A 25,096-nucleotide genomic window follows, 5' to 3' on the forward strand; every position below is an offset into this window, starting at 1 on the left:
CGCAGAGGCGCAGAGTCACAGAGGAGGAAAGATGAGAATAGAAGAAATTAGGGTTTGTGGTACTGTTCAAGGTGTGGGTTTTCGTCCTACTGTTTATCGTTTGGCTAAGGTTTGTGGGTTAAAGGGTAATGTTTGTAATGATGGTGAAGGTGTTTTAATTCGTGTTTATGGTAGTGAGGAAGTAATAACGGATTTTGTAGAAAAGCTATATCAAGAATGTCCTCCTTTGGGGAGAATTAAGGAGGTAATTAGAAGTCCTTATTTAGGTGAATTTGATTTTGATGATTTTGTGATTTCTGGTAGTGTTAATAGTGTGGTGAAAACTGAAATTTCTCCTGACGCTGCAACTTGTTTTCAATGTCAAAAGGAGATTCTTGACCCTTTTAGTCGTTATTTCCGTTATCCGTTTACAAACTGTACTCATTGTGGCCCACGTTTGAGTATTATTCGCGCTATTCCTTATGATAGAAATAACACTAGTATGGTGAAGTTCCCTATGTGTGGAGAGTGTGAAAGGGAATATCAAAATGTGGAAAATCGTCGTTTTCATGCCCAACCTATAGCCTGTCATGTTTGTGGACCTCGTGCATGGTTAGAAAGGGCTGACGGGAAACCTATCATTTCTGATATGTTCTCTATGTTAGATGATGTGGATGCTGTTTGCACTTTATTACAAAAGGGTGAAATTGTCGCTATTAAGGGTTTAGGTGGGTTTCATTTAGCTTGTGATGCAACTTTAGAAAATGCAGTTCAAAAACTTAGAAACCGTAAGCAACGTTATCATAAACCTTTTGCATTAATGGCGAGAGATATTAATATTATTTCTGAATATTGTTATATTAATGATTTGGAAAAAGAATTATTAACAAGTCCAGCCGCACCTATTGTTTTACTAAATATTAAAGATAATCAAAAATTACCATTTTCTATAGCACCAGGACAAAATAAGCTTGGGTTTATGCTACCTTATACGCCATTACATCATTTAATTCTCAGAAGGATGAAAGTACCCATAGTATTAACTAGCGGGAATATTTCTGATGAACCACAATGTATAAATAATGAAGATGCAAAAGATAAATTATCTAAAATAGCCGATTATTTTATTTTACATAATCGAGACATTGTTAACAGAGTCGATGATTCTGTTGTGAGAGTTATTGATAATAAAATTCAAACCCTAAGACGTGCGAGGGGATATGCACCAGCAGCAATTATTTTACCTCCAGGATTTGAAAACGTACCACTAATTTTAGCAATGGGTAGCGAGTTAAAAAATACATTTTGCTTATTGCGATCAAATGAAGCCATACTTTCACAGCATTTAGGCGATTTAGAAAATGCTGCTGCTTTTAATGCTTATCAAGAAACATTGAATTTATATTTAAATCTATTTGCACATAAACCTGAAATAATTGCTATTGATAAACATCCAGAATACCTATCTGCAAAATTAGGTCAAGAACTAGCAACGGCTAACCAAATTCCACTTGCTCAAATTCAACATCATCATGCCCATGTAGCAGCTTGTATGGCAGAAAATAATATTCCTTTAGATGCAAAACCAGTTTTAGGAATAGCATTTGATGGCTTAGGGTATGGTGAAGATGGTAAACTTTGGGGGGGAGAATTTTTATTAGCAGACTATGGCCAATTTCAAAGACTAGCCACATTTAAATCAGTAGCCATGATTGGTAGTCAACAAGCAATTTATCAACCTTGGCGTAACACCTATGCCCAATTGATATCAGCATATACATGGGAACAAATCAAACAAAAATATGGGAATTTAGAAATAATAAAATTTCTAGAAAATAAAAACCCTAAACTACTTAACCAAATTATAGAAAAAGGTATTAACTCACCCTTAACATCATCAGTAGGAAGATTATTTGATGCAGTTGCGGCTGCAATAGGTATTTGTCGAGAAGAATCTAGCTATGAAGGACAAGCAGCCATAGAAATGGAAGCAATAGCTGATGTTAACATATTAAACAATGATGAAGAAACTCTAAACTATACCTTTAAATTTGAAAAATCAGATAATATCTATTATATAGATACATCTTCAACATGGCGAGAAATACTCAATGATATAAACCAGCACATCTCCTCATCAGAAATAGCCGCTAAATTTCATAAAAGTTTAGCTATTGCAGTGGTAAAAATGATTAAACAAATTAGACAAGAACATGAATTTGACCAAGTAGCATTAACAGGGGGAGTATTTCAAAATCGAATTTTATTAAAACAGGTAAAAATGCAATTAGAAAAATTAGAAATAAACGTCCTCACTCATAGCATAGTACCTGCAAACGATGGCGGATTATCACTAGGACAAGCTGTTATAGCTGCCGCTAAATACTTAAAACAAATAACATAAAAACCTCTGTTGTCTCTGCGCCTCTGCGTGAGATAAATCTTCAAAAAAGGAAAATCAAAATGTGTTTAGGAATACCCGGACAAATAACAGAAATAACCAACCCCGAACATAAACTAGCCATAGTCAATATCGGAGGAGTAAAACGCCAAATAAACATAGCTTGTATCGTAGACGAACAACACCCACCAGAAGCTTGTATAGGAGACTGGGTATTAGTTCACGTCGGCTTTGCCATGAACCGAATTAACGAACAAGAAGCCGCAGAAACATTACAACTATTACAAGAAATAGCAGCAGCCCAAACAGTAATTAGTAGTTAAATTCTCCCCTTCTTCTTCCTTCTTCCTTCGCGTACTTCTCTTCGAGACGCTTCGCGAACGCGCCTTTGCGGTTTATTAAAAATTGATATGAAATACGTAGACGAATTTCGCAACCCAGAAAAAGCCCAAGCCTTACAACAAGAAATAGCCAAACTCAGTCAAAAAATAGATAAACACATCAAAATAATGGAAGTATGTGGTGGACATACCCATTCTATTTTTAAATATGGAATCGAAGAAATATTACCCGATAACATCGAACTCATTCATGGGCCTGGGTGTCCAGTCTGCGTTATGCCTAAAGGTAGAATAGATGATGCGATCGCACTTAGCCAAAATCCTCACATTATTTTCACAACCTTTGGCGATGCCATGCGTGTTCCTGGTTCCACCACCAGCCTGCTACAGGCCAAAGCACAGGGTGCCGACATCCGCATGGTGTACTCCCCCCTCGATAGCCTCAAAATCGCCCAAGAAAACCCAAATAAAGAGATAGTCTTCTTTGGTTTAGGCTTTGAAACTACCGCACCAAGTACCGCTTTTACCATCCTCCAAGCAGCAGCCGAAAACATAACTAATTTTAGTATGTTTTCCAATCATGTTCTCGTTATCCCAGCCCTGCAAGCATTATTAGATAACCCCGACTTACAACTTGATGGATTTGTTGGCCCTGGTCATGTCAGCATGGTAATAGGTACTGAACCCTATGAATTTATCTCTCAAAAATATCATAAACCAATCGTCATTTCTGGTTTTGAACTATTAGACATCTTCCAATCAATTTGGATGCTATTAAAACAAATAGTAGAAAATCGTTGTCAAGTTGAAAATCAATATAATCGCTTAGTAGAACCAGCCGGAAATAAAAACGCATTAAAAGCCATGAATCAAGTTTTTGCTGTCCGCGAAACCTTTGAATGGCGAGGCTTAGGTGAAATACCCAATTCCGGGTTAAAAATTCAAAATGAATATGCCCAATTTGATGCTGAAGTTAAATTTCCCATTCCTAACTTAAAAGTAGCTGACCATAAAGCTTGTCAATGTGGAGAAATTCTCAAAGGAGTTTTAAAACCTTGGCAATGTAAAGTATTCGGAACAGCTTGCACACCCGAAACACCAATTGGAACTTGCATGGTTTCTTCCGAAGGTGCTTGTGCAGCATATTATAAATATGGGCGACTTTCTACCATTGCTAGAAAAACGAAAGTTAGCTTAATTCAAGACCCTCTCCCTACTTGCAGTGTTCCTCTGGGCTAGATATTTGTAAAATTCGAGGAAAGTTTATATGCCATTTGTTACTGTCCAAATTGGTAAAGGTCACTCGATAGAAAAAAAGCGGAAATTAGTCCAAGCTGTGACTGATGCTTTAGTTTCTGCTTTAGGAACTAAACCTGAATGGATAACCGTTCATATTGATGAATTTGAAAGAGATAATTGGGCAGTTGGTGGCGTTTTACATTCAGATAAACACACTGGTAGACACGAAGAAACAGGTAGATAATTTGTAGGGTGCGTTAGCGGTAGCGTAACGCACCAATTACAGCTATATCAATATATAATAATATTTCACGCAAAGGAGTAAAGACGCAAAAAAAAGAAAATAATTTATTTTTTAGAAGTAATTAACAAAAAGTTAAAAATGACAATTTATAACAATCAAGAATCGCCAAATCCTCTCTTTGCAAAAATAGAATCAGTCCGTCGTCGTCAAGGTAAAGTCAGAGATACCCATATTAATCTCGCACATGGTAGTGGTGGTAAAGCCATGCGTGATTTAATAGATGATGTATTTGTTAAAAGCTTTGATAATCCCATTCTTTCCCAATTAGAAGACCAAGCTACTTTTAATTTAGCCAATCTTTTACAACATGGAGATAGACTTGCTTTTACTACAGACTCTTATGTTGTAGACCCTTTATTTTTTCCTGGTTCTGACATAGGAGAATTAGCAATCAATGGCACTATCAATGATTTAGCCGTAAGCGGTGCAAAACCTTTATATCTTACCTGTAGTGTAATTTTAGAAGAAGGTTTACCAGTAGAAACATTGCGTCGTGTTGCTAGAAGTATGCAAACAGCAGCGCAAAAAGCAGGAGTACAAATTGTCACTGGTGACACCAAAGTTGTTAATCGTGGTTGTGCTGATAAACTATTTATTAACACTGCGGGAATTGGTATCATTCCTACAGGTATTGATATTTCTGCCCGTAATATTCAACCCGGAGATATTATTATTGTTAACGGCGAAATAGGAAATCATGGCACAGCAATTTTAATTGCTAGAGGAGAATTGGCATTAGATTGTGATATAGAAAGTGACTGTCAAGCATTACATGATTTAGTCGCCACTATTCTCAAGACTTGTCCAAATATTCACGCCATGAGAGATGCAACTAGAGGAGGTTTAGCCACAGTATTAAATGAATTTGCCCTCACCGCAAACGTCGGAATTTGCCTGAATGAAAACTCCATACCCATTAGAGAACAAGTAAATGGAGTGTGTGAAATACTTGGTTTAGATCCCTTATATTTAGCCAACGAAGGAAAACTAGTAATAGTAGCACCCCAAGAAAAAGCAGACGCAATTTTATCAGCAATGAAAACTCACCCAGCCGGAAAACAAGCAGCTATAATTGGTGAAATTATCCCCACACCACCAGGAATAGTTCTATTAAAAACCGCCTTTGGTGCAGAAAGAATAGTTGATATGCTAGTAGGCGACCAACTCCCAAGAATCTGTTAAAAATATCTAATTTTTCTTCTCTCTGCGCCCTCTGCGTCTCTACGGTTCGTTAAAAAATCAAACCCATGCATGAACTAGGAATAACCCAAAACATCATCGCCATAGTTAGAGAAAACGCCCAAGGTAAAAAAGTCCAAAGAGTATTACTAGAAATTGGTCAACTCTCCGCAATTATGCCAGATGCGATTAAATTTTGTTTTGATATTTGTGCTAAAGATACAATAATAGAAGGTGCAATATTAGAAATATTAGAAATACCAGGCATGGCTAAATGTCGCCAATGCGGTAAAACCTTTTATGTAGATAAACCATTTGGGATTTGTGAATGTGGTAGTCTACAAATAGAGATAATAAATGGTGAAGAATTAAAAATTAAAGAAATTGAAGTAGAGGAATTATGTGTATAACTTGTGGCTGTTCTGATGATAAAGAAGCAAAAATTACTAATTTAGAACCTGAACATCATACCCATACTCTACCAGACGGAACTGTAATAACTCATACACATCAACATGAACAACCTGCAAATATCCATGCCCAGGTTCATAATACAACAATATCTTTAGAACAAGAAATTTTAGGTAAAAATAACTTATTAGCTGCCCAAAATCGAGGTTGGTTTAAAGGTAGAAATATTCTTGCTTTAAATTTAATGAGTTCTCCAGGTGCAGGAAAAACTACTTTATTAACTCGCACTATTAATGATTTAAAAAATAAATTAACTATTAGTGTCATTGAAGGCGACCAAGAAACTACAAATGATGCAGAAAAAATCAAATCAACAGGCTGTAAAGTTGTACAAATCAATACAGGAACAGGCTGTCATTTAGATGCATCAATGATAGAAAGGGGTTTGCAACAACTCAACCCACCATTGGACTCTGTAGTGATGATTGAAAATGTCGGAAATTTGGTTTGTCCGGCTTTATTTGATTTAGGAGAACAGGCTAAGGTTGTAATTTTATCGGTGACAGAAGGTGAGGATAAACCAATTAAATATCCCCATATGTTCCGCGCTAGTCAAGTAATGATTCTCACGAAAATTGATTTGTTACCCTATGTGAATTTTGATGTGCAACGATGTATTGAATATGCAAAACAGGTAAATCCGCAAATGCACATTTTCCAGCTTTCCGCTACTACTGGTGTGGGTTTGGAAGATTGGTATAATTACCTCACACAATAATTAATTTAATATACATCTCCGGTAATTAAATGTGCGTAGATTGAAACCCTTGTAGAGACGTTCCGCCGGAACGTCTTTACTATCATTTTCTAATCCTGGCAGTTTTTAAAAGCTGCCAGTTTTTTTTTGCAGAGTTTCCGCTCCAGTTTTTCGTATAATCTTAGTTACAAAATATAATTCGTAATTTCCAAGCACAGGCAGAATGGGTAGAAATTTAAAATTTCAGTTCAGTTAGAAAAGCTGGTATAATTTTAAAGCTCTTTTTTAATCAATTAGATCCAATAAATAATTAGTTTTAACAGGAATTAGCTAACAACAAACAAATTATATGAATTCTCCTACCAAACCTCGCAAGTTACCAACCCAAGCTATAGCTGCTAAGATATTTCACTCTCTGAATATCATTAGTCTTTTCCTCATGCTGACTAGTGGACTACAAATTTACAACGCTAACCCCGTTTTTGGTGGACGTGCAGGTTTACATATTCCACCTCTTTTTACTTTAGGCGCTTGGTTAGCAGGAGGTAGACACTGGCATTTTGCTGCTATGTGGCTATTTTCTCTTAATCTTTTAGGTTATGGAATTTACATTTTCATAACTCGACGTTGGCGACATCGCTTTGTAGGAGTTAATGACATCAAAGCATTACAAAAAACTCAAAATCCTCAACGTCTCATTTATGCTTGGCATCGTATCGCCTATACCGCTATTATTCCTATATTACTCCTCGCAATATTTACAGGAATTGGGATGTATAAACCTGCTCAATTTCCTTGGATAGTCGATAGTTTTGGTGATTGGCAAGCATTAAGAATTGTCCATTTTGCATCTGTGCCACTGGTGGTAATATTTGTAATTATCCACTGGGTTTTAGGACGGAAAGCAGGAGGAGAAAAGTTGACTGAATCTATGTTTTGGTAAATTATATCATTAGTAATGAAACCATGAATTCTGATAAAAATAAAGACTTAATTCATCTAATTCAACCTCAATTAACACGGCGGAAATTCTTACAGATTTCTGGAATTTCTAGTATGAGCTTATTTCTTGGTAGCTGTGGTACACCTGCATTTGAAGATTTAGTTGGTAAGCTTTCTGAACCTCTGAACCAGAAGGTTGAAGAATTGATTTTTCAACCCCAAAAACTTGTACCAGAATTTTCTGCTAATCTTATTGAACCAGAAGCTTTAATAATTAATAGTTTTCGCAATACACCAATTATTGATCAAGATAAATTTCGTTTAATTATTGATGGTGATGTAAATCATCCCCTCAGCCTTAGTATGGCGGAAATTCAGGCTTTACCTCTCACTTCCATGATTATTCGTCATGTTTGTGTAGAAGGGTGGGCCGCGATCGTACAATGGGGAGGTATACGCTTACGTGATATTATTGCCCTAGCCCAACCTCAGGCAAATGTTAAGTATGCTTTTTTTGAATCAGCAGATGGTTATTATGAAAGTTGGGATATAGCTTCAGCTACACACCCTCAGACTTTATTAGCTTATCAAAAAAATGGTGAAAAATTGCCTGTAGAAAATGGCGCACCTTTGCGTCTAGCTTCGCCAATTAAACTCGGTTATAAACAGAGTAAATGGGTAACGCGAATTACACTGACTCGCTATTTATCAGCTTTTAAAGGTTACTGGGAAGATCAAGGTTATGAATGGTTTGCAGGATTGTAAATACAGCAAATTGCAGGTACATTATGTACTATAGCGGTTCTCGGTTGAGTGAGATACAAGAACCCCACCCCCAACCCCCTCCTCCTTCGGATGATGCCTCCGGCACGCTACGCGAACACCAGTCGCCTACAGTGGGAAACCCGCCTACAGCGCTGGTTCACCGCAAGCGATGAGGGGGCTATGATTTATTTCATTCAAATGCATACCGCTATAAGTTTTATCACAAGGCTATGCCACACTTCTGATTCCTGTATTTTGCTGTATTTATTAATAGCATTTAATTTGGAAATTTAGATAAACATGAACTTTTTTGATAAATTAAATACGAATATTTCCCAAAATCAAAGCTTACTATTTGTAGGACTTGATCCAAATCCAGAAATGATACCTGCGCGTTATCAATCATCAGATATTATTGCAGGTTTAGAAAATTGGTTGCAATTTATAATTGCAGAAACGGCTGATTTTATCTGTGCTTATAAACCAACTTTGGGATTTTATGAAGCTTTGGGTGTTCCTGGGTTAGAACTTTTATTCAAAACTTTAGCATCTATCCCTAACCACATTCCTATTATTTTAGATGCTAAACACAGTGATTTAAATACAAGTAGTATTTTTGCCAGAACTGTATTTACAGAATGGCGGGTAGATGCTATTACTCTTAGTCCCTATACTGGACAGGATCATGTCGCACCATTTTTAGTTTATCCTGATCAAGCGGTATTTATTTTGTGTTGTACTTCTAACCCAGGTGCAGCAATTTTACAGCAATTTCCTCATCAAAAATCACCCTTTTATTTGCAGGTAGTACAGGAATCAAAAACCTGGGGAACACCAGAACAATTAGGCTTGGAAGTAGGAACCACAGATGCTGATATTCTCAAATCTATTCGGTTAATTGCTCCCGAAAGAATTATTATTGCGCGTAGTATTTGGGCTGAGGAAGGTAATCTGAAAAAGATTTTAGCCGCAGGGTTAAATGGTAATGGTGATGGTTTACTAATTCCGGTTCCTCAAGATATGTTGGGTAATGCTGATTTATCTCAACAAATTCAATTATTACGCACGGAAATTAATCAATTTAGAAGTGAAATTATCCATGATGCTTCTACTTGTGAGGTGTGGTTGCCTGATATTTCGGTAAAAGATAAACAGCCGCATCAAGATTTGATTTTACAACTTTATGATATTGGCTGCATTATGTTTGGGGAATTTGTTCAGGCTTCAGGCGCGACTTTTCCTTATTACATTGATTTACGGAAAATTATTTCTAATCCTCAAGTTTTTAATCAAGTGCTTAGTGCTTATGAAGAAATTTTAAAAAATCTCACTTTTGATAGATTAGCCGGAATTCCTTATGGTTCTTTACCGACAGCAACTGGTTTATCTTTGCGTCTTCATTGTCCGATGATTTTTCCTCGGAAAGAAGTAAAAGCACATGGAACCCGAAAGGTTATTGAAGGTAATTTCTATCCTGGTGAAACGGTTGCGGTAGTTGATGATATTCTCATCAGTGGTAAAAGCGTAATGGAAGGTGCAGAAAAGTTAAGATCTGCGGGATTAAAGATTAATGATATTGTTGTATTTATTGACCATGAACAAGGAGTAAAAGACAGGTTAAGCCAAAATGGTTATTGCGCTCATTCTGTTTTAACTATTTCGGAAATTGTCACCACTCTGCACCAAGCAGGAAGAATAAATGATGCTCAATTTTTAGCTTTTCAAGAAAGTTAATTTTCATTGACTGCAAATATGGGCTTCTTGTTTAAAAGCCATTGCTTGAAGTTTGTTTAAGTTCCAGACTCTAACTCTCATGACAATTATTACGGTAATATACAGCGGATTGCAAATCAATGAGGTACAGAATCTAAATTCAAAGCCAGACACCAAGCCAGTTTTACTCCTGACTCCTGACTCCTGACTCCTGACTCCTGACTTCTGCTGTATCAATCAATGTAGATAGCAGATGCCGGCAAACTGACAATTCCTGACCATTGCACCTTTTTTTCTTTTTCCCGACGGTAAGAAAAGAAATGTTCTGGGGTTTGATAGGTACAATAGGGAGCGATCGCAATTTGTTCTCCACTAATCCCCAATTGCTCCAACTGTAAAGCATTAATTCGACGCACATCTAAACGCACCTTGCCTGGTTCTGGATCTGCCAATAAAGGTGAATCAGGTAAATTGTGTAAAGCAGCAACAATGTTTTGCTGATCATTATGTGGTAAAATAGTGCAGCCAATTTCCGCAGCCACTTCCACGGAAACTTGGTAAACTTCGCCCGCAATCGCTGGCCCCATAGCAATTCGCAAATCTGCTAATTCGCTGCCTTGGGATTGCATACGAGCGATCGCTTGGGGGACAATCTTCGCCGCTGTACCCCGCCAACCAGCGTGTAAAGCCGCTACCTGTCCAATTTTAACATCCCCAATCAACACAGGTGTACAATCAGCACTCGCTACCCAAATGGCTTGTAAAGCTTGATCACTAATTAAACCATCTGCCAAAGCCAGATCATCACTATTTTGTAACTGTTCATCCACCTCTTGAGGGGTTAAAACAGTATTGCCATGTACCTGTTGTAAACGATAAGCTAAAGCCTGCGGTTGCAGCACTTGTGTTAACTCATGTGGCGGACGAGGCCAAAATTGCTGGGTAAAAAAACCGTGAGGCCAAGGTTCTAACAAATTACAAGTGAGGTAAGGTAGACCTTCCCAATTGTGCCAGTGCCAAGTGTGCATCTTTAACCTCACCTAAACAAAAAATTAAAAACTGCCAATCAATGCTAACGTGAACAACGGGATTTATGGGAACAGCTGTGGAATTTAATCAGCAACTTCTGGTAAATACTCTGAAAGCAGAGCGAGAACATTCATATTTACCATTTTCTCTACATATTTTTGACAGCTTAACCTCAACTAATCAAACTGCGTGGAACCTGCTCAAGCAAGGAGCAAAACCAGGATGTGTAGTTATAGCCACTCAACAAACCGCTGGTAAGGGACAATGGGGAAGACAGTGGCTATCTCCTTCTGGCGGTCTATATCTCTCGGTTGCCATTACTCCTAAACTAGAAGCTACTGAAAGCTACCAATTAACTTTGGCTACCGCCTGGGGAATTGCAGCCCAATTACAAAAGTGTGATGTGAGAGTGGGGATAAAATGGCCGAATGATTTAGTATTAGATGGTCGCAAACTAGGCGGCATTTTAACGGAGACAAAAATCCACAAAGGACAAATTACCCAAGCTGTAATTGGTGTTGGCATTAACTGGGCTAACCCAGTACCCCAAACAGGCATCAATTTAGAATTGTGGCAAGGTTCCCAGAATTTTAGACCCATTCCTTCTCTAGAAATTCTCGCCTCCACAGTTTTACTGGGAATAGAATCCGGTCTAGAGTGTCTTACCATCGAAGGAATAAACATACTTTTGTCTCGTTATGTTGAATTACTTACAAACATGGGTGATGAAGTGTATGTGAATAATCTTTTAGGCACTGTAGTAGGGGTAACACCCCAAGGAAATCTCCGCTTAAAAATGGCTGTATATAATACGCAGGAATTGATAACACCAGAAATTTCTGTCGAACCCGGTACAATTAGCTTGGGTTATTGCAAAACTTCTGTTTAATTTTTTTAGACTTAAATTACACACAACTGAGAGAACAAATGACGCAGCGCCATAAATCTGCCCATAACCGCTTGGATTATTTGCGGACTCAAGATTTAACAAAACGACGCTTTGCGTCTAAATTATCAGCACGGAGTCTCTGTTTTTTAGGCAGCGTTAGCCTCCTTAGTAGTGGCTTCGTTCTTGCTCAAACAGAAACATCAGTAGATAACATCGTTCCAACTATTGAAAGTTCTCAACCAATCACAGTTGCAGAACCCGTAAAGAAAGATACCCCTGTATCAGAAGTACATTCACAACCCGATTTTGCAGAACGCCGAGTTAGACTCAGAAAAAAACTCACCCAGGAAAATGTTTCCCAACCAACAAAACCCGTTAGAATTGCTCAACCTAAAGTAGAAAATTCTCAACCAGCAGTCATCATTAGAACTTCTAAACCCAAAGTTGAAAGTTCTGAACCGACAGTCACCGTGAGAACCTCTAAACCCAAAGTTGAAAGATCACAGGCTGAAAAACCTCAGATTCCTGCCAACTCAAACTCAGCACCCGAAAAAGCCGTAGAAGTTGCTAAACCAGCAAATAACGGCACAACGGCGAGAAAAAACAAGGATTACAATAACTCCTACATTGATCCTACAGATTACAACGGTACTGCAACTGGTAACTATGAAGCACCCAGTTCTGTAGTCGTTACAGAACGCGCTGGTGGCTGTCGAGCAGTTTTTTCACAGAGAGAAATTGCTGCCGGTGCTTGCGGTAAGAAAGCAACTGACACTCCCCGCGTAGCTGATTCTCCTAAAAAATCAGCACCCAATTGGATCAAAAAAAGTGAAACCGCTAGTTTAGAAAAAGCGCCCACCGCCCAGCGAGTAGCCACTGAATCTAGCCAAAAAACTGAGAGTATAGTTCGGACTGTTGCTAGTGCTGTGAATAATAAAAATTGGGTGACTCCCAAAAGTAGTACTAGCACTCATACAAAGACTGCATATCGTCCTAATCGGTTTATTCCTCAGCCCAGTGAATTTAGTAGTAGTACAACCGTAAGCGCTACTCCCATTGCCCCCAGCTTTGGGACTCTACCCGCACCAATGGCTGAAGGTAAGCTTGCACCCCGCCCCAGCACTGTCTCTTATGACTTTGCACTGGCATCGGTTTTACCTCAGGTTTCTTACAATAGTACCCTTGCCTATCGTGGCGGTTCTGGGATGATGTTCCCCTTGTCTGTTCCTGCGCCCATTACTTCTTTGTTTGGCTGGCGCGTTCATCCAATTACAGGGGATAGACGTTTCCACGCTGGTACAGACATAGGTGCGCCCACAGGAACACCAATTTTAGCAGCTGCTAAAGGTCAAGTTGAGACTGCTAACTGGATGGGTGGTTATGGTTTAGCAGTAACCATTAATCACACTTCTGCTCAACAAAGTCTCTACGGTCATATGTCAGAAATCTTCGTTACTCCCGGTCAATGGGTAGAACCAGGAACTGTAATTGGCCGGGTTGGTAGCACTGGCAACTCTACAGGCCCTCACCTGCACTTTGAAGTCCGCCACATGACCCAAAATGGTTGGGTTGCTGTTGACCCAGGTGTACAATTACAAGCTGGTCTCAACAACTTGTTGCAAAACACACGCACAGCGCAAGTTCCTCAATAGGAGGCAGGGGGGTAGGGGCAGAGGAGCAGGGGGCAGGGGGCAGAGGGCAGGGAGATAGGGAAAATAAACTTCTGAACTCCTGAACTTCTAAACTCCTAACTCCTGAACTCCTGACTCCTGACTCCTGACTCCTATAAATACCCGTGTTCTGCTAAAAATGCGGGTGTAACATCCTCTTGATGGTGTTTTTGACCCTGAGAGAGGAATTTTTCAACGTATTTACCGAGGATATCTCCTTCCAGATTTACATAACTGCCAGGAACTAAATAGTTGAGATTAGTTTCGGCATAGGTTACAGGAATCACTGCTACTGTAAATTGGGACTGTTGGGGTTGGTAAGCAGCTATGGTGAGGCTGATGCCATTGACAGCGATGCTACCTTTGGGGACGATATAGCGATCGCACTCAGTGGATGCCACAAAGGTCATTTCCCAAGAACTAGCTGTTTGTGCTGCCGAGATTAATTCACCAATCCCGTCTACATGACCCATCACGAAATGACCGCCGACTTTACCCCCCACTCGCAGCGAAGTTTCTATGTTGACATATCTGGCTTGGGTTTCTTCTCTACCTAAAGTTGTGCGAACTAGGGTTTCTGGTGAAGCAGTGGCAATAAAGCCATCTTTTAAAATTTCTTCGACTGTCAGACATATGCCATCTACCGCTACACTATCGCCATAAGTCAAATCAGCCAAAATTGTATCTGAGTTGCTGACAAAAGTAATCTGCCAAAAATCGTTCTCTAAGGGTTTGATTGTACCTAATCCTTGAATTAATCCTGTAAACACGGTTTTTCTGCCAAACTAATTCTATTGATTGCTTAATTTTGGCGGAAATTAACTCATAATTCTGCCAAAAAATGTAAAAACTATTGAATATAATTTCTGGCATCTTTTTTTGGTAGATGAACATTAACACATTCACATCAATCTCAAGGCATACTTGGGTAAGACGATAATTCTTTTGGGAGAGCAATTTGGCTTACTCTGGTGTTCACTACAAGTTCGGAGTTTAATAGAAGCAATTATAGAGAAGAAAAGCCCTATGTTTACTTCGGTTTCAGAAAAACCCAATCAAGGGTATTATTTTCCACATAGCACTCAAGCACTTAAAGAATTTTTGAGGGTTAGCCAATGATTGAAATGAAAGTCGCTGGTATAGCATTAGATGCCATAACCCGCAGCCCGATTGTATTACTGAAAGATGGCTCAGATCGTCGGGCTTTACCAATTTATATAGGTCAAGAACAGGCCAGGGCTATTATGGGTGCTATGGAGCATCAAAAACCACCTAGACCCCTAACCCATGACCTAATTGTGAATATTTTGGAAGTCTGGAATATGACCTTAGAAAAAGTGATTATTCATTCTTTGCAAAAAGATACTTTTTACGCTGCTTTGATTGTGCAGCAAGGTGAGGTCAAAAAAGAAATTGATGCTCGTCCTAGCGATGCGATCGCAATTGCCCTCCGTACAAATACTCCTATCTGGGTTATGGAAGAGGTAGTAGCTGATGCCTCTATCCCCGTTGACCGAGATGCTGATGAAGCTGAACAGCAAGCTTTCCGCGAATTCATTTCCAATCTTCGTCCTGAAGATTTGATTAAACGATTTGATAATAGTGACAGTTAATAAATAGTTAGGGGAATGGGAACTAGGAAAAAATAATCAACTTTTACCTCTCGTCTATTCCCTGTTCCCTCTTCCCTATTCCCTCAATTTATGCAATATCGACGCTTTGGTAAAACTAATTTACACATCTCGGTTTTTTCTTTGGGAACAATGCGTTATTTGGATAACGTCGAAAATGCTCAAAAAACCATTGAAAAAGCTTTATTTTTGGGAATTAATCACATTGAAACAGCTAGAGGCTACGGTAAAAGCGAGGAGTATTTAGGTGCAGCGATCAAAGCTGGTTTATCAGTACCCAGAAACCAACTATATATCACTACCAAAATTCCCCCCACTCCCGACGCTAATACCATGCGTCAGTATATTGATGAATCATTACAACGCTTGAATTTAGATTATCTTGATTGTTTGGGTATCCACGGTTTAAATACCCAAGAACATCTAGAATGGGTACAAGCGAAAAACGGCTGTATGCAAGCTGTAAAAGCAGCAGTAAATGATGGCAGAGTGAAACACGTTGGTTTTTCTACTCACGCTTCATTAGATATAATTTTGGCAGCAATTCATACAGATTTGTTTGAATTTATTAATTTACATTATTATTATTTTTTCCAACGCAACGCTGCTGCTATTGATTTAGCTACAAAAAAAGATATGGGTGTTTTTATTATTTCTCCAGCAGATAAAGGAGGAAGACTTTATACACCACCTTCAACTTTAAAAGAACTCTGTCAGCCATTTACACCTTTAGAATTAAACTATAGATTTTTATTGAGTGACAACCGCATTACAACCTTGAGTTTAGGTGCGGCAACTCCAGAAGAATTAATTCCACCTTTAGAATTTGCTGATGATATTAGTGAGTTAACATCAGCAGAAATTAATGTTTTTGAAAAATTAGCAACTCAACAAAGAATGGTTTTAAATACTGATAAATGTAGTCAGTGTTATGATTGTTTACCTTGTCCAGAAAATATCAATATTCCTGAAATTCTCAGATTGAGAAATTTAGCTGTAGCTTATGATATGAGCGATTATGGCAAATATCGTTATGGAATGTTTGAAAATGCCGGTCATTGGTTTCCAGGAATGAAGGGTAATCGTTGTACAGAATGCGGTGATTGTTTGCCTAAATGTCCTGAAAATTTAGATATTCCAGCTTTGTTAGCAGATACCCATGAGAGATTAAATGGAAAAGCAGGGAGAAGATTGTGGGGTTAATATAGCGATCGCACAAAACAAAAATCTTGATCGGAATCGAAAGCTACCCATTTTTCGGTAGGATAACTCCCAGTTCGATCAACTGAAAACCTAAGTCATGACTACTTCCTCAGTTCCTATAAATTGGTCTGTTTTGCTGCAACAATTATTAGACCGACAATCATTATCCCGTACTCAAGCAGCAGGGTTGATGCAAGGATGGATAAATGAAGCGATTCCCCCAGAGTTATCAGGAGCAATTTTAACAGCATTGCACTTCAAAGGCGTTTCTGCTGAAGAATTAACAGGAATGGCTGAAGTATTAAAATCTCTATCTGCTGTAACCAGTACTCAGCACTCGGTACTCGGCACTTTAATTGATACCTGTGGGACTGGTGGAGATGGGGCATCAACTTTTAATATTTCTACAGCAGTGGCTTTTGTGGCTGCTGCTGCTGGTGTACCCGTTGCTAAACACGGTAGTCGTTCTGCCTCTAGTTTGACGGGAAGCGCTGATGTTTTAGAAGCATTGGGTGTTAATTTGAATGCTGCTGGTGATAAGGTGCAAGCAGCAGTAAAAGAGGTGGGAATCACCTTTTTATTTGCCCCTGGTTGGCATCCAGCAATGAAAGCAGTTGCACCGTTGCGGAGAAGTTTGAAGGTGCGGACTGTGTTTAATTTACTTGGCCCTTTGGTAAATCCCTTGCGCCCTACTGGACAAGTGATTGGGGTGTTTGATTCCCAACTGATAGAAACGATCGCTCAAGCATTAAACCAATTGGGAACACAAACGGCAATTGTACTGCATGGACGAGAAAAATTAGATGAAGCGGGGTTAGGGGATATTACTGATTTGGCAGTATTATCAAATGGTAAAGTACAGTTAACTACTGTCAATCCCCAAGAAATAGGTATCAAACCTGCGCCAATAGCAGCCTTGAAGGGTGGAGATGTCCAAGAGAATGCTCAAATTCTCAAGGACGTATTGCAAGGAAAGGGAACTCAAGCACAACAGGATGCAGTGGCGTTAAATGCTTCCTTAGCTCTACAAGTGGCTGGTGCAGTTCCGCTGCTGAACCATGCTCAAGGTGTGAGTTTAGCTAGGGAAATTTTACAAAGCGGTAGCCCCTGGAAAAAGTTGGCACAGTTAGTTGAATTCCTGCACGATTAATTTCTGAGTGTTGTTGGGGACGGAATTCGACGACATTGCGTTTGATAGTAACGTCGTAGTTGCCAAAAAAGTCATGTCCTAGGAGTCCTGTCTCTAGTTCCACACCAGCGATCGCAACTGGAACTTTATTCACCATTACCCCCCCAACTTCCATCGAATCCAGATAACCAACCGGAAATTCCACAGATTTGGAACTGACGGTATTAGCCCTAGCTTTCCCCACTGGTACTACACCCAAAGCGTTTGCTACCTGTTGAGTGATTACAGTCCCACTTGCCCCTGTATCTACGATCATCTCAAATCGCTGTCTACCATTAAAGGTAACTTCTACAATGGGTGTGCCACCAAGTCGCCGCTTAATAGGTGCTACAAATACCTCGTTATTTTGGGCGAGGAGTTCCGATGAAGGGAAAATCGGCTGGGGTGGTGGTAGCGGTTGCACTTGTCTAGAGGGGAGGGGAGTTGAGTAACGTTGTAATTTGGGTTTTGGTTGGGGAACAACAACAACTACCTTTTGCCTGGGTATAACTGGAGATGCGACGCTGTTAGGATTGGCTTTCTGTCTGGCTAATTGAACCTGACGTTGATATTCGGCAATTTGTCTTTGCGCGAAGGGAAAATTGGGGCTGTCTTGTCGTACCTGTTTCAAAAGAGCGATCGCATCCTGAAACTGACTCGCCACCAAATTCCAATCATCTGAAGATTGAGCAGATTTACTAATATTTAACCCTCCCGTAGCCTTATCCAGCGCCAATTCTAAAGCACTTGGTTCAGTCACTGAATCTTTTGTTTGCTGTGGTTTTGGGACGGCTGGCAACAGCATTGGCTTCCTGGTAGGCGGCTGTACAGCTGCCAAATTACCAATAGGCCCAGATTGCTTATCACCATCGGTCGCCGTTATCTGTTTGTTTTCACTACAGGCAACAGTCGCAACAGCTAGACTACCGGAGAGAAAAATTAGGGCTGCGCGGGATAAAAAAGACTCAAGCATAATGACTTTCAGGTTAACCGCCCTGGCTCTCTCCAAGTGTACCCCTCCCAAAGAAAAAGATGCTCTAGCTTGAATTATTTAATTTTTAATTAATTTCGGTAATCACCTGGACAAACATCTCTAATTTGTAGGTAATTTATTTTTTGGTATTCCCTTGATACTTTCAAGTTTAAAAACCTAAAATTCTAAATTTCGCAGTTTTTGTCAATGATCATCAATTATTGACTAATGACCATTGACTAATGACTAAGTAACTAAGAGAACTCCACAAAAAAGATGATCCAATCTTGAGGGATGGGCATCCTGCCCGTCCTTGTATTATTAGCAGGCTTTCGGTCTGCACCACAAGAAATTTTGGGATATTTTTTTATTTGGAAGTCTCTAATACTTAACTTGCTAATGCTTCAACAGCAACAACTGGATAAACACTCACTTTTTTCCGGGTTTTGCCCTTTCTTTCAAAGGTAACTACACCATCAACTAAAGCAAACAGAGTATCATCGTTGCCGATACCGACATTATTACCAGGGTGAATTTTAGTACCGCGCTGACGGATAAGAATATTGCCCGCACGTACAACTTGACCACCAAAGCGTTTTACGCCCAGACGTTGAGCATTAGAATCACGACCGTTACGTGTACTACCAGTTCCCTTCTTATGAGCCATAATTTCCTCTTAATTTATTTACTTCTGTTTATTATTCAGCAGCAACAGCTTCTTCAACAGGAGCGCTGTCCACAATATTGGGAGTTTCCGCAGTGGTTGGTGCTTCTTCATACACCAAAACCGCACCGTTGAGGTTAATGGAGTTAATCAAAAGTCTGGTGATTTCCTGGCGATGTCCACGTTTTTTGCGGGTTTTCTTCTTCGGCTTCATTTTATAGACCAGGACTTTACGACCTCTAAAGTGCCGCATAACCGTCCCCTCTACAGTTGCACCTGCTACTAGTGGCTGCCCAATAGAGACTTCCCCTTCGTGCTGCACCAGTAATACTGCGTCTATTGTAACTTTTTCATCTGGTTCGACACTCAGCAGCTCAATATCGTAAAATCGACCCGCTTCGACTTTAATCTGTTTGCCACCAGTTTCAATAATTGCGTAAGTCATCGAGTTGTCCTTGAAGTTGCCGTACAGGTAGCTGGCTTTTATCTCCTGTAGAGACAATGTTTTTAGCTTTTTATCGCTTTTGCCAGCTTTTTAAGAATGTCTACCTGATCCGAGCAGGAATTAGACAGACAATCTAATATTTTACTGTAATCAATACCATTAAGTCAAGTAAATTAATAATTAAGAAATTTTGTCTGCAAAATTTGACCTTATCACCGGAATCGTGAAGTTTGCCTGTGTAGTTAGCACAGACACAGACAGAAAAAAATTTTACACATCTGAGCAGCCGCTAGAGTTGCTCAGATTTTTTTTAGCTTCTATTATAGAATCTGATTCGGTTAAGATAAACCGTAGAGGCACTATATCAACAATATTTAAGTAAAAAATACAATCTTAGAGAACTCCACAAAATAAATTACGCAATTTCACTCCAATCAAAACTACTTTTTCCTCTCCCTGCACCCTGCTTTCCAAACAATGGCATACTTTTTATTTGGAAGTCTCTTAAATAGATGCCGTACCGAAACTTACCCATGAGGTTTATGAAAAGAATAGAAGTTGAACAAAGAACTATTTTTGTAGGTTTGGCTGGTAGTCACGGCTATGGCTTAAATCGTCCTGATTCAGATTATGACTATCGAGGAGTATTTATTGCCCCTAAGCGTTACTATTTAGGATTTGATAGTATAGAGCAAAAAGATACAGGTTGGGATGAACCAGGCATTTTTCCGTTTATAGATGGCAATCAAGATACAGTAATTTATGAACTTAGAAAAGTTTTGCATTTACTCGCAGGAGCAAATCCCAATGTTTTAGAATTGCTCTGGTTGCCCACCTATCCTATGATCACAAAAATTGGTGAGTATTTAATTAAAAACAGGCAAATATTTTTAAGTAAAAAAGTTAAACATACTTATTCTGGTTATGCTTTTGCCCAAATAAAAAAAATGGAAACCCATCGCAAGTGGTTGTTAAATCCACCAGCCAAAAAACCCATCCCCTCTGATTTTGGCATAGAAGATGAAACCCCACTAAGCAAAGATGAGCTAAATGCTTTTTTGGAATATCTTTATATCTTAATTAAAGGAAAAATTGAATTTCTAGAAGAATCTGAACAATTATATAAATTACTGACAGCCGATGTTGATTTTAAAGGTTTATTGAAACAATATACCTTAACCGATGCAGCTTTAGAATATACACAAAATTTAACCAATAGCCGCAAAGACTTTATTCGGCTACTGCAAAAAAGTCAAAGTTATCAAATCGCCTTAAGAGAATGGAAAGCTTATCTATCTTGGCAGGAAAATAGAAATCCGGCTAGGGCAGAAATGGAGAAAAATTCTGGTTATGACTTAAAACATGGGATGCACTGTATTAGATTACTACGCAGTGGCTTGGAAATATTACAGCAAGGAGAAGTAATTGTAGATAGAAAAATAGCTGGTGATGTTGATGATTTAAAAGCTATTCTCAGAGGAGATTATACCTATGATCAATTAATGAAAATGGCTGAGAATTTAGTTGCTCAAATGGATATTTTTTATGAACAATCAACTCTACCTCATAAACCTGATTTAGAGCAAATTAATAGTTTGTGTATGGAATTAGTTGAAATGCAAGGTTGGCAATAAAGCATAGAGTAATAATATCTAAAAACACAGCAACTCCTTATCCTCTCCCCGTCTCTGCGCCTCTGCGTGATATAAATCATCCTGCATTTATACAACACCCACTTGCAATCTGCTGTATATTGCCATAGTTAAAAAATCTGCAATTAGCTCCTAACTATTGCCAATAATAATTTAAAATAAAAGTTTGTTCATATCTTAAAATATCTGCGATGAAAGAGTCATATTTTATCCAAAATGTAAGATTAATTCGCCAAAAAACTACAGAATACTGGCGTTTTTTTAATCGCTGGTTTTTCAATACTCCAGAAAGAGCTATCTTAGAAGCTTATCAAGCTGCTCAAGCGATTCAAAATATTGAAGTTAACCAGTTTAATGGCAAAAAAATTGCTCCCGAATCAGAGAATTATACCGAAAATGTGATGGCTTTCTGGCAGGGAAATCTGAATAGAAATTTAGCTATTATTAAAGTGAGATTAGCAGAATTTCAATTAGGAAGTAAATTAGTCAATACTACAGATACAGAATTATTAGAAAAGCTTAAGTTTATTGATGAAGTCATATGCAAGTATATCGCACACAATGAAATAAATACTTCAATATTACAAATTAATCTTCAAACAGTTGAACCCGATACAAATTCATCTGATATAGATATTATTAAAGCACCATTTACATCTCAAAAAACTGGTGTATTACCGAGATCAATTGGTAAAACAGTTAGTAAAATAACTAACGAATTTACACCAAAAGCAGAAGCAGAATTTGTCAGAAACTATCGGATTTCTAGAAATAGGACGAGAAGATCAATCAAATTTTTATTAATGCTGATTATTGTACCGCTATTAACTCATCATTTTTCTAAGCAACTATTAGTAATTCCTTTAGTAGAACACGTTAGAGGTGAAAATACAGTTCAAATTTTTATGAATTCGGAAATGGAGGAAAAAGCACTCCATGAATTAAAGAATTTTGAAAATTTATTAAAAATGAAAACTCTACTGCAACAAACACCAGAAATTTCACCAGAAAACATTACAGCACAGGTTAAAAATAAAGCCTTGGAGGTAGCAAAAGATTTTCGCAATCAAAGCAGCAGTGCTATTAGTAATGTCTTTGCTGATTTAATATCACTAATTTCCTTTGCTATAGTTGTTGCTTTCAATAAAAAAAATATTATATTTTTTCAATCTTTTATAGATGAAATTGTCTACGGGTTAAGTGACAGTGCTAAGGCTTTTTTGATTATTTTGCTGACAGATATGTTCGTTGGTTTTCACTCACCACATGGGTGGGAAATCCTTCTGGAAGGAATAGCCAAACATTTGGGTTTATCCGCAACTAGAAGCGGAATTTTTCTATTTATTGCTACATTTCCAGTAATTTTAAATACTATATTTAAATACTGGATATTCCGTTATCTTAGTCGCTTATCTCCTTCAGCATTAGCTACATTGAAAGAAATGGATGAATGATATTTCGTGAATATAATATATTTTATATTTCTCCGTATTCCCTGCGGTTAAATTATTTTAACATATGATGTGGAAACTCTATAGCAATTTTATCCAGATATCAACAATTTTTCATGAATCCAGAGAAAGATTTAGTGCAAATTCTCAAGTTATCTGCTACTAATTAGTGTTGGTGATTACTTTTACGGCTACCGACAAAAGTAATTAAAAATACAAATGTATAATGCACTATTAAGCATTACCTTCAGCACCCAGATCAATTTAGAAATTTACTTCTTTTTAAGCTTATGAGTATCTTCTGCAATCGTAAATTCCAAATCACAGCAGGTATTGCTAGTTTCTTAGTAGTTAGTTTGGCTCATCAACATTTATATGCACAGCCAGAACCTCAGCAAATTAATACATCTAACTTAAGCATAATCCAGTCTGAGAAAAATATTAAAACTCAATCTCCTCTGAATGAAACGCCACTGAATTATTTAACTAATCAGCCCATATCTGAGTTAAATATTACTCAAAATACCCAAGCTACATCTATATTCTATTCTGTGATTGATGAATGGAAAAAATATAAATATAGTGTAAATGGTAAGCACGTTTTAAAACCAGCAAAGTTACCAACTACAAAAATTAATTTTAATCAAGCAGATTTATTAACGGTTCTCACTAATACGAGAAAATATTACCAAGATTATGCTAAAGCAGACCCAGATATTTCTCGCAATGGATTATTATTAAGCCAAGGAGTTACAGTCGAAGATATTATCAAAACCTTGGATTTTATGATTGTAGTTTTACAGGAGGATATTAGTAATAATCGCGCCACTCGTTTAGAAGATCCGAATTTTATTAATGCTAATTTTCGAGTGATCAAATGGTCAGCTTATAATCCTGAACAACCCAAACAAAAACAACTGAGAATTACAAAATATGCTGTTTTTACTCATCCTGGCTCTCGGACAAAAACAGCTAAATATAATACACCAATTTATAGTTTAAAAGAAAATTATGCTGCTGATAATTTCTATACTAAATATAGCAAGCAGGATGTTTTAAAAGGTATTTATGAACCTGGGGGTAAAGAATTTGGTAAAGTTGAGCCTCTAGCATATTTAACCCGCGAAGGTTTAGAAGAAGCTTTGATGCAGGGAACAATTCTTATTAATTTTATAGATGGTTCAAAAGACTTTTTTAACGTGGATAGAAACAATGGCATATCTTATGTGAGAGGCTTAAAAGCCACATCGCAAAAGCGTTATTGGTATTTTAGAAAAGTTGATGCAATCAAAGGTTATGGACACAATATAAATGCTAAAATATCAATCAAACCAGGCGTTACTTTTGCTGGTGATGTCCTGAATATTGGTTTAGGCCGGGTGATTGTGATGGAGTATAATCAAGGTGGCACAAAACGTCTACAAATGGGAGTAATTGCAGATACAGGTGGAGCGTTTTTACCCAATCTTGGACAACTCGATTTTTTAGCGGGTATTTTTGAGAATAAAAAAGATTTTTGGCAGCATATTCAGCAATTACCCTCCTATGCTACCGCATATATTTTGGTGAAGAAGTAAAAAGCCTCAAGCCAGATATTAGGGCGATCGCTTTTAACCATAAAGAGAATTGGAGTGCGATCGCGTACAGCGCAACCTAGGCGCTGTTAAAATTAAAGAGGTTTGAGAAGGCATAAAGCTATGACTATTGCAGCAATTAAACCCACAACTATCGCAGAATTTTTGCAATTGCCAGAAACAGAACCTGCTTCTGAATTTATTCATGGACAAATCACACAGAAACCAATGCCTCAAGGGGAGCATAGCCAACTTCAGATCGATCTATGCGAAACTATTAATCAAATTACTAAACCTCAAAAAATTGCCAAAGCTTTTCCAGAACTACGCTGTGTTTTTGGTGGGTTAGCGATCGTTCCAGATATAGCCGTATTTCGTTGGGAACGAATCCCTCGGTTGCCATCAGGACGCATCGCCAATCGTTTTGAAATCCATCCAGATTGGGCTATTGAAATTCTGTCTCCCGATCAGAGATATAAACAAGTCCTAGCCAAATTATTACACTGTGCTGAGTATGGTACTGAGTTTGGTTGGTTGCTTGATCCTGAAGATGAGAGTATTTTAGTAGTAGATAGCGATCGCCGAGTTAGGGAACTTAAAAATAGCGATCGCTTACCAGTTCTGACAGGGATTGAATTAGATATAACTGTTCAAGAAGTATTTAGCTGGTTAAATTTATAACATTGCCATACACGCAAAAAGCCCATGATAGCCTA

At 38.2% G+C, this 25,096-nt stretch carries 24 protein-coding genes; 19 read left to right on the top strand and 5 right to left on the bottom strand.

All coding sequences use genetic code 11. The features are described 5' to 3' along the window. Positions 1-31 precede the first annotated feature (31 nt). The 10 genes from hypF to ACOWPH_RS03080 all read left to right on the top strand — a co-directional run bounded on the left by hypF (position 32) and on the right by ACOWPH_RS03080 (position 10,052). Positions 32-2,383, top strand: a complete 2,352-nt coding sequence (gene hypF / locus ACOWPH_RS03035; protein ID WP_015213938.1) for a carbamoyltransferase HypF — start codon at positions 32-34, stop codon at positions 2,381-2,383. A gap of 59 nt (positions 2,384-2,442) precedes the next feature. Beyond that, entirely contained in the window at positions 2,443-2,703 is a 261-nt protein-coding gene (locus ACOWPH_RS03040) for a HypC/HybG/HupF family hydrogenase formation chaperone (protein WP_015213939.1), read from the top strand. Between the two features lie 87 nt (positions 2,704-2,790). Beyond that, the gene (hypD, locus tag ACOWPH_RS03045) at positions 2,791-3,960 is read left to right on the top strand and encodes a hydrogenase formation protein HypD (protein WP_015213940.1); all 1,170 of its coding nucleotides are present in this window, start codon (positions 2,791-2,793) and stop codon (positions 3,958-3,960) included. Positions 3,961-3,988: 28 nt separating this feature from the next. Continuing rightward, positions 3,989-4,204 (top strand): tautomerase family protein, encoded by a 216-nt coding sequence (locus ACOWPH_RS03050; RefSeq protein ID WP_015213941.1) that lies wholly within the window; start codon positions 3,989-3,991, stop codon positions 4,202-4,204. Positions 4,205-4,342: 138 nt separating this feature from the next. Further along, complete coding sequence (gene hypE, locus ACOWPH_RS03055; protein WP_015213942.1) at positions 4,343-5,446, top strand: hydrogenase expression/formation protein HypE; 1,104 nt, start codon at positions 4,343-4,345, stop codon at positions 5,444-5,446. 65 nt (positions 5,447-5,511) lie between these two features. Further along, on the top strand, positions 5,512-5,853 hold the full coding sequence (gene hypA / locus ACOWPH_RS03060; protein WP_015213943.1) for a hydrogenase maturation nickel metallochaperone HypA: 342 nt from the start codon (positions 5,512-5,514) through the stop codon (positions 5,851-5,853). Then, positions 5,844-6,632: a hydrogenase nickel incorporation protein HypB gene (gene hypB / locus ACOWPH_RS03065; protein ID WP_015213944.1), complete on the top strand. Its 789-nt coding sequence runs from the start codon at positions 5,844-5,846 to the stop codon at positions 6,630-6,632. The genes hypA and hypB overlap by 10 nt, the downstream gene beginning before the upstream one ends. A gap of 328 nt (positions 6,633-6,960) precedes the next feature. Next, on the top strand, positions 6,961-7,554 hold the full coding sequence (locus ACOWPH_RS03070) for a cytochrome b/b6 domain-containing protein (protein ID WP_015213945.1): 594 nt from the start codon (positions 6,961-6,963) through the stop codon (positions 7,552-7,554). A 23-nt stretch (positions 7,555-7,577) separates the two neighbouring features. Continuing rightward, the gene (locus tag ACOWPH_RS03075; RefSeq protein ID WP_015213946.1) at positions 7,578-8,318 is read left to right on the top strand and encodes a molybdopterin-dependent oxidoreductase; all 741 of its coding nucleotides are present in this window, start codon (positions 7,578-7,580) and stop codon (positions 8,316-8,318) included. A gap of 300 nt (positions 8,319-8,618) precedes the next feature. After that, positions 8,619-10,052, top strand: a complete 1,434-nt coding sequence (locus tag ACOWPH_RS03080) for a bifunctional orotidine-5'-phosphate decarboxylase/orotate phosphoribosyltransferase (protein ID WP_015213948.1) — start codon at positions 8,619-8,621, stop codon at positions 10,050-10,052. Positions 10,053-10,264: 212 nt separating this feature from the next. On the opposite strand, the gene pgeF is transcribed toward ACOWPH_RS03080, so the two are convergent. Then, a complete protein-coding gene (gene pgeF / locus ACOWPH_RS03085) occupies positions 10,265-11,059 on the bottom strand; it encodes a peptidoglycan editing factor PgeF (protein WP_015213949.1) in 795 nt (264 codons plus the stop codon). 65 nt (positions 11,060-11,124) lie between these two features. On the opposite strand from pgeF, the gene ACOWPH_RS03090 reads away from it, so the two are divergent. Together ACOWPH_RS03090 and ACOWPH_RS03095 are read left to right on the top strand one after the other, a co-directional pair. Further along, positions 11,125-11,949, top strand: a complete 825-nt coding sequence (locus ACOWPH_RS03090; protein ID WP_015213950.1) for a biotin--[acetyl-CoA-carboxylase] ligase — start codon at positions 11,125-11,127, stop codon at positions 11,947-11,949. A 38-nt stretch (positions 11,950-11,987) separates the two neighbouring features. Then, a complete protein-coding gene (locus ACOWPH_RS03095; protein ID WP_015213951.1) occupies positions 11,988-13,601 on the top strand; it encodes a M23 family metallopeptidase in 1,614 nt (537 codons plus the stop codon). Between the two features lie 131 nt (positions 13,602-13,732). Here the strand turns inward: ACOWPH_RS03095 and ACOWPH_RS03100 are convergent, their stop codons facing one another. Further along, entirely contained in the window at positions 13,733-14,389 is a 657-nt protein-coding gene (locus ACOWPH_RS03100) for a riboflavin synthase (RefSeq protein ID WP_015213952.1), read from the bottom strand. A gap of 345 nt (positions 14,390-14,734) precedes the next feature. Here ACOWPH_RS03100 and ACOWPH_RS03105 point away from each other — a divergent pair, with 345 nt between their 5' ends. The 3 genes from ACOWPH_RS03105 (at position 14,735) to trpD (ending at position 17,603) form a co-directional block, all read left to right on the top strand. Further along, complete coding sequence (locus ACOWPH_RS03105) at positions 14,735-15,232, top strand: bifunctional nuclease family protein (RefSeq protein ID WP_015213953.1); 498 nt, start codon at positions 14,735-14,737, stop codon at positions 15,230-15,232. Between the two features lie 90 nt (positions 15,233-15,322). Then, on the top strand, positions 15,323-16,453 hold the full coding sequence (locus ACOWPH_RS03110) for an aldo/keto reductase (RefSeq protein ID WP_015213954.1): 1,131 nt from the start codon (positions 15,323-15,325) through the stop codon (positions 16,451-16,453). A 97-nt stretch (positions 16,454-16,550) separates the two neighbouring features. Beyond that, positions 16,551-17,603, top strand: coding sequence for an anthranilate phosphoribosyltransferase (gene trpD, locus ACOWPH_RS03115; protein WP_015213955.1), 1,053 nt, complete (start codon positions 16,551-16,553; stop codon positions 17,601-17,603). Here the strand turns inward: trpD and ACOWPH_RS03120 are convergent. From ACOWPH_RS03120 to rplU, 3 genes are all read right to left on the bottom strand, one after another. Then, positions 17,533-18,594 (bottom strand): retropepsin-like aspartic protease family protein, encoded by a 1,062-nt coding sequence (locus ACOWPH_RS03120; protein ID WP_042464781.1) that lies wholly within the window; start codon positions 18,592-18,594, stop codon positions 17,533-17,535. The genes trpD and ACOWPH_RS03120 overlap by 71 nt on opposite strands. 388 nt (positions 18,595-18,982) lie before the next feature. Continuing rightward, the gene (gene rpmA, locus ACOWPH_RS03125) at positions 18,983-19,261 is read right to left on the bottom strand and encodes a 50S ribosomal protein L27 (RefSeq protein WP_015213957.1); all 279 of its coding nucleotides are present in this window, start codon (positions 19,259-19,261) and stop codon (positions 18,983-18,985) included. A 31-nt stretch (positions 19,262-19,292) separates the two neighbouring features. Beyond that, entirely contained in the window at positions 19,293-19,703 is a 411-nt protein-coding gene (rplU, locus tag ACOWPH_RS03130) for a 50S ribosomal protein L21 (RefSeq protein WP_015213958.1), read from the bottom strand. A 542-nt stretch (positions 19,704-20,245) separates the two neighbouring features. Between rplU and ACOWPH_RS03135 the strand changes: the two genes are divergently transcribed. From ACOWPH_RS03135 to ACOWPH_RS03150, 4 genes are all read left to right on the top strand, one after another. Beyond that, entirely contained in the window at positions 20,246-21,337 is a 1,092-nt protein-coding gene (locus ACOWPH_RS03135) for a nucleotidyltransferase domain-containing protein (RefSeq protein ID WP_015213959.1), read from the top strand. 209 nt (positions 21,338-21,546) lie between these two features. After that, positions 21,547-22,809 carry a proton extrusion protein PcxA gene (locus tag ACOWPH_RS03140; protein ID WP_015213960.1) on the top strand — a complete coding sequence of 421 codons (1,263 nt, stop codon included), beginning with the start codon at positions 21,547-21,549 and terminating at the stop codon, positions 22,807-22,809. A gap of 287 nt (positions 22,810-23,096) precedes the next feature. Next, a complete protein-coding gene (locus ACOWPH_RS03145; RefSeq protein WP_015213961.1) occupies positions 23,097-24,383 on the top strand; it encodes a hypothetical protein in 1,287 nt (428 codons plus the stop codon). 120 nt (positions 24,384-24,503) lie between these two features. Continuing rightward, a complete protein-coding gene (locus ACOWPH_RS03150) occupies positions 24,504-25,061 on the top strand; it encodes a Uma2 family endonuclease (RefSeq protein ID WP_015213962.1) in 558 nt (185 codons plus the stop codon). The last annotated feature ends 35 nt before the right edge of the window (positions 25,062-25,096 follow it).

The organism is Anabaena sp. PCC 7938, assembly GCF_049315035.1.
GTDB classification, from domain to species: Bacteria; Cyanobacteriota; Cyanobacteriia; order Cyanobacteriales; family Nostocaceae; genus Anabaena; species Anabaena cylindrica.

Coding starts and splice junctions, on each gene's coding strand:
- ACOWPH_RS03110 (WP_015213954.1), top strand. CDS start 15,323: ATGCAATATCGACGCTTTGGTAAAACTAATTTACACATCTCGGTTTTT.
- hypD (WP_015213940.1), top strand. CDS start 2,791: ATGAAATACGTAGACGAATTTCGCAACCCAGAAAAAGCCCAAGCCTTA.
- hypE (WP_015213942.1), top strand. CDS start 4,343: ATGACAATTTATAACAATCAAGAATCGCCAAATCCTCTCTTTGCAAAA.
- rpmA (WP_015213957.1), bottom strand. CDS start 19,261: ATGGCTCATAAGAAGGGAACTGGTAGTACACGTAACGGTCGTGATTCT.
- ACOWPH_RS03075 (WP_015213946.1), top strand. CDS start 7,578: ATGAATTCTGATAAAAATAAAGACTTAATTCATCTAATTCAACCTCAA.
- ACOWPH_RS03070 (WP_015213945.1), top strand. CDS start 6,961: ATGAATTCTCCTACCAAACCTCGCAAGTTACCAACCCAAGCTATAGCT.
- trpD (WP_015213955.1), top strand. CDS start 16,551: ATGACTACTTCCTCAGTTCCTATAAATTGGTCTGTTTTGCTGCAACAA.
- ACOWPH_RS03140 (WP_015213960.1), top strand. CDS start 21,547: ATGAAAGAGTCATATTTTATCCAAAATGTAAGATTAATTCGCCAAAAA.
- ACOWPH_RS03120 (WP_042464781.1), bottom strand. CDS start 18,594: ATGCTTGAGTCTTTTTTATCCCGCGCAGCCCTAATTTTTCTCTCCGGT.
- hypB (WP_015213944.1), top strand. CDS start 5,844: ATGTGTATAACTTGTGGCTGTTCTGATGATAAAGAAGCAAAAATTACT.
- hypA (WP_015213943.1), top strand. CDS start 5,512: ATGCATGAACTAGGAATAACCCAAAACATCATCGCCATAGTTAGAGAA.
- ACOWPH_RS03135 (WP_015213959.1), top strand. CDS start 20,246: ATGAAAAGAATAGAAGTTGAACAAAGAACTATTTTTGTAGGTTTGGCT.
- ACOWPH_RS03150 (WP_015213962.1), top strand. CDS start 24,504: ATGACTATTGCAGCAATTAAACCCACAACTATCGCAGAATTTTTGCAA.
- ACOWPH_RS03095 (WP_015213951.1), top strand. CDS start 11,988: ATGACGCAGCGCCATAAATCTGCCCATAACCGCTTGGATTATTTGCGG.
- ACOWPH_RS03145 (WP_015213961.1), top strand. CDS start 23,097: ATGAGTATCTTCTGCAATCGTAAATTCCAAATCACAGCAGGTATTGCT.
- hypF (WP_015213938.1), top strand. CDS start 32: ATGAGAATAGAAGAAATTAGGGTTTGTGGTACTGTTCAAGGTGTGGGT.
- ACOWPH_RS03050 (WP_015213941.1), top strand. CDS start 3,989: ATGCCATTTGTTACTGTCCAAATTGGTAAAGGTCACTCGATAGAAAAA.
- pgeF (WP_015213949.1), bottom strand. CDS start 11,059: ATGCACACTTGGCACTGGCACAATTGGGAAGGTCTACCTTACCTCACT.
- ACOWPH_RS03090 (WP_015213950.1), top strand. CDS start 11,125: ATGGGAACAGCTGTGGAATTTAATCAGCAACTTCTGGTAAATACTCTG.
- rplU (WP_015213958.1), bottom strand. CDS start 19,703: ATGACTTACGCAATTATTGAAACTGGTGGCAAACAGATTAAAGTCGAA.
- ACOWPH_RS03105 (WP_015213953.1), top strand. CDS start 14,735: ATGATTGAAATGAAAGTCGCTGGTATAGCATTAGATGCCATAACCCGC.
- ACOWPH_RS03080 (WP_015213948.1), top strand. CDS start 8,619: ATGAACTTTTTTGATAAATTAAATACGAATATTTCCCAAAATCAAAGC.
- ACOWPH_RS03040 (WP_015213939.1), top strand. CDS start 2,443: ATGTGTTTAGGAATACCCGGACAAATAACAGAAATAACCAACCCCGAA.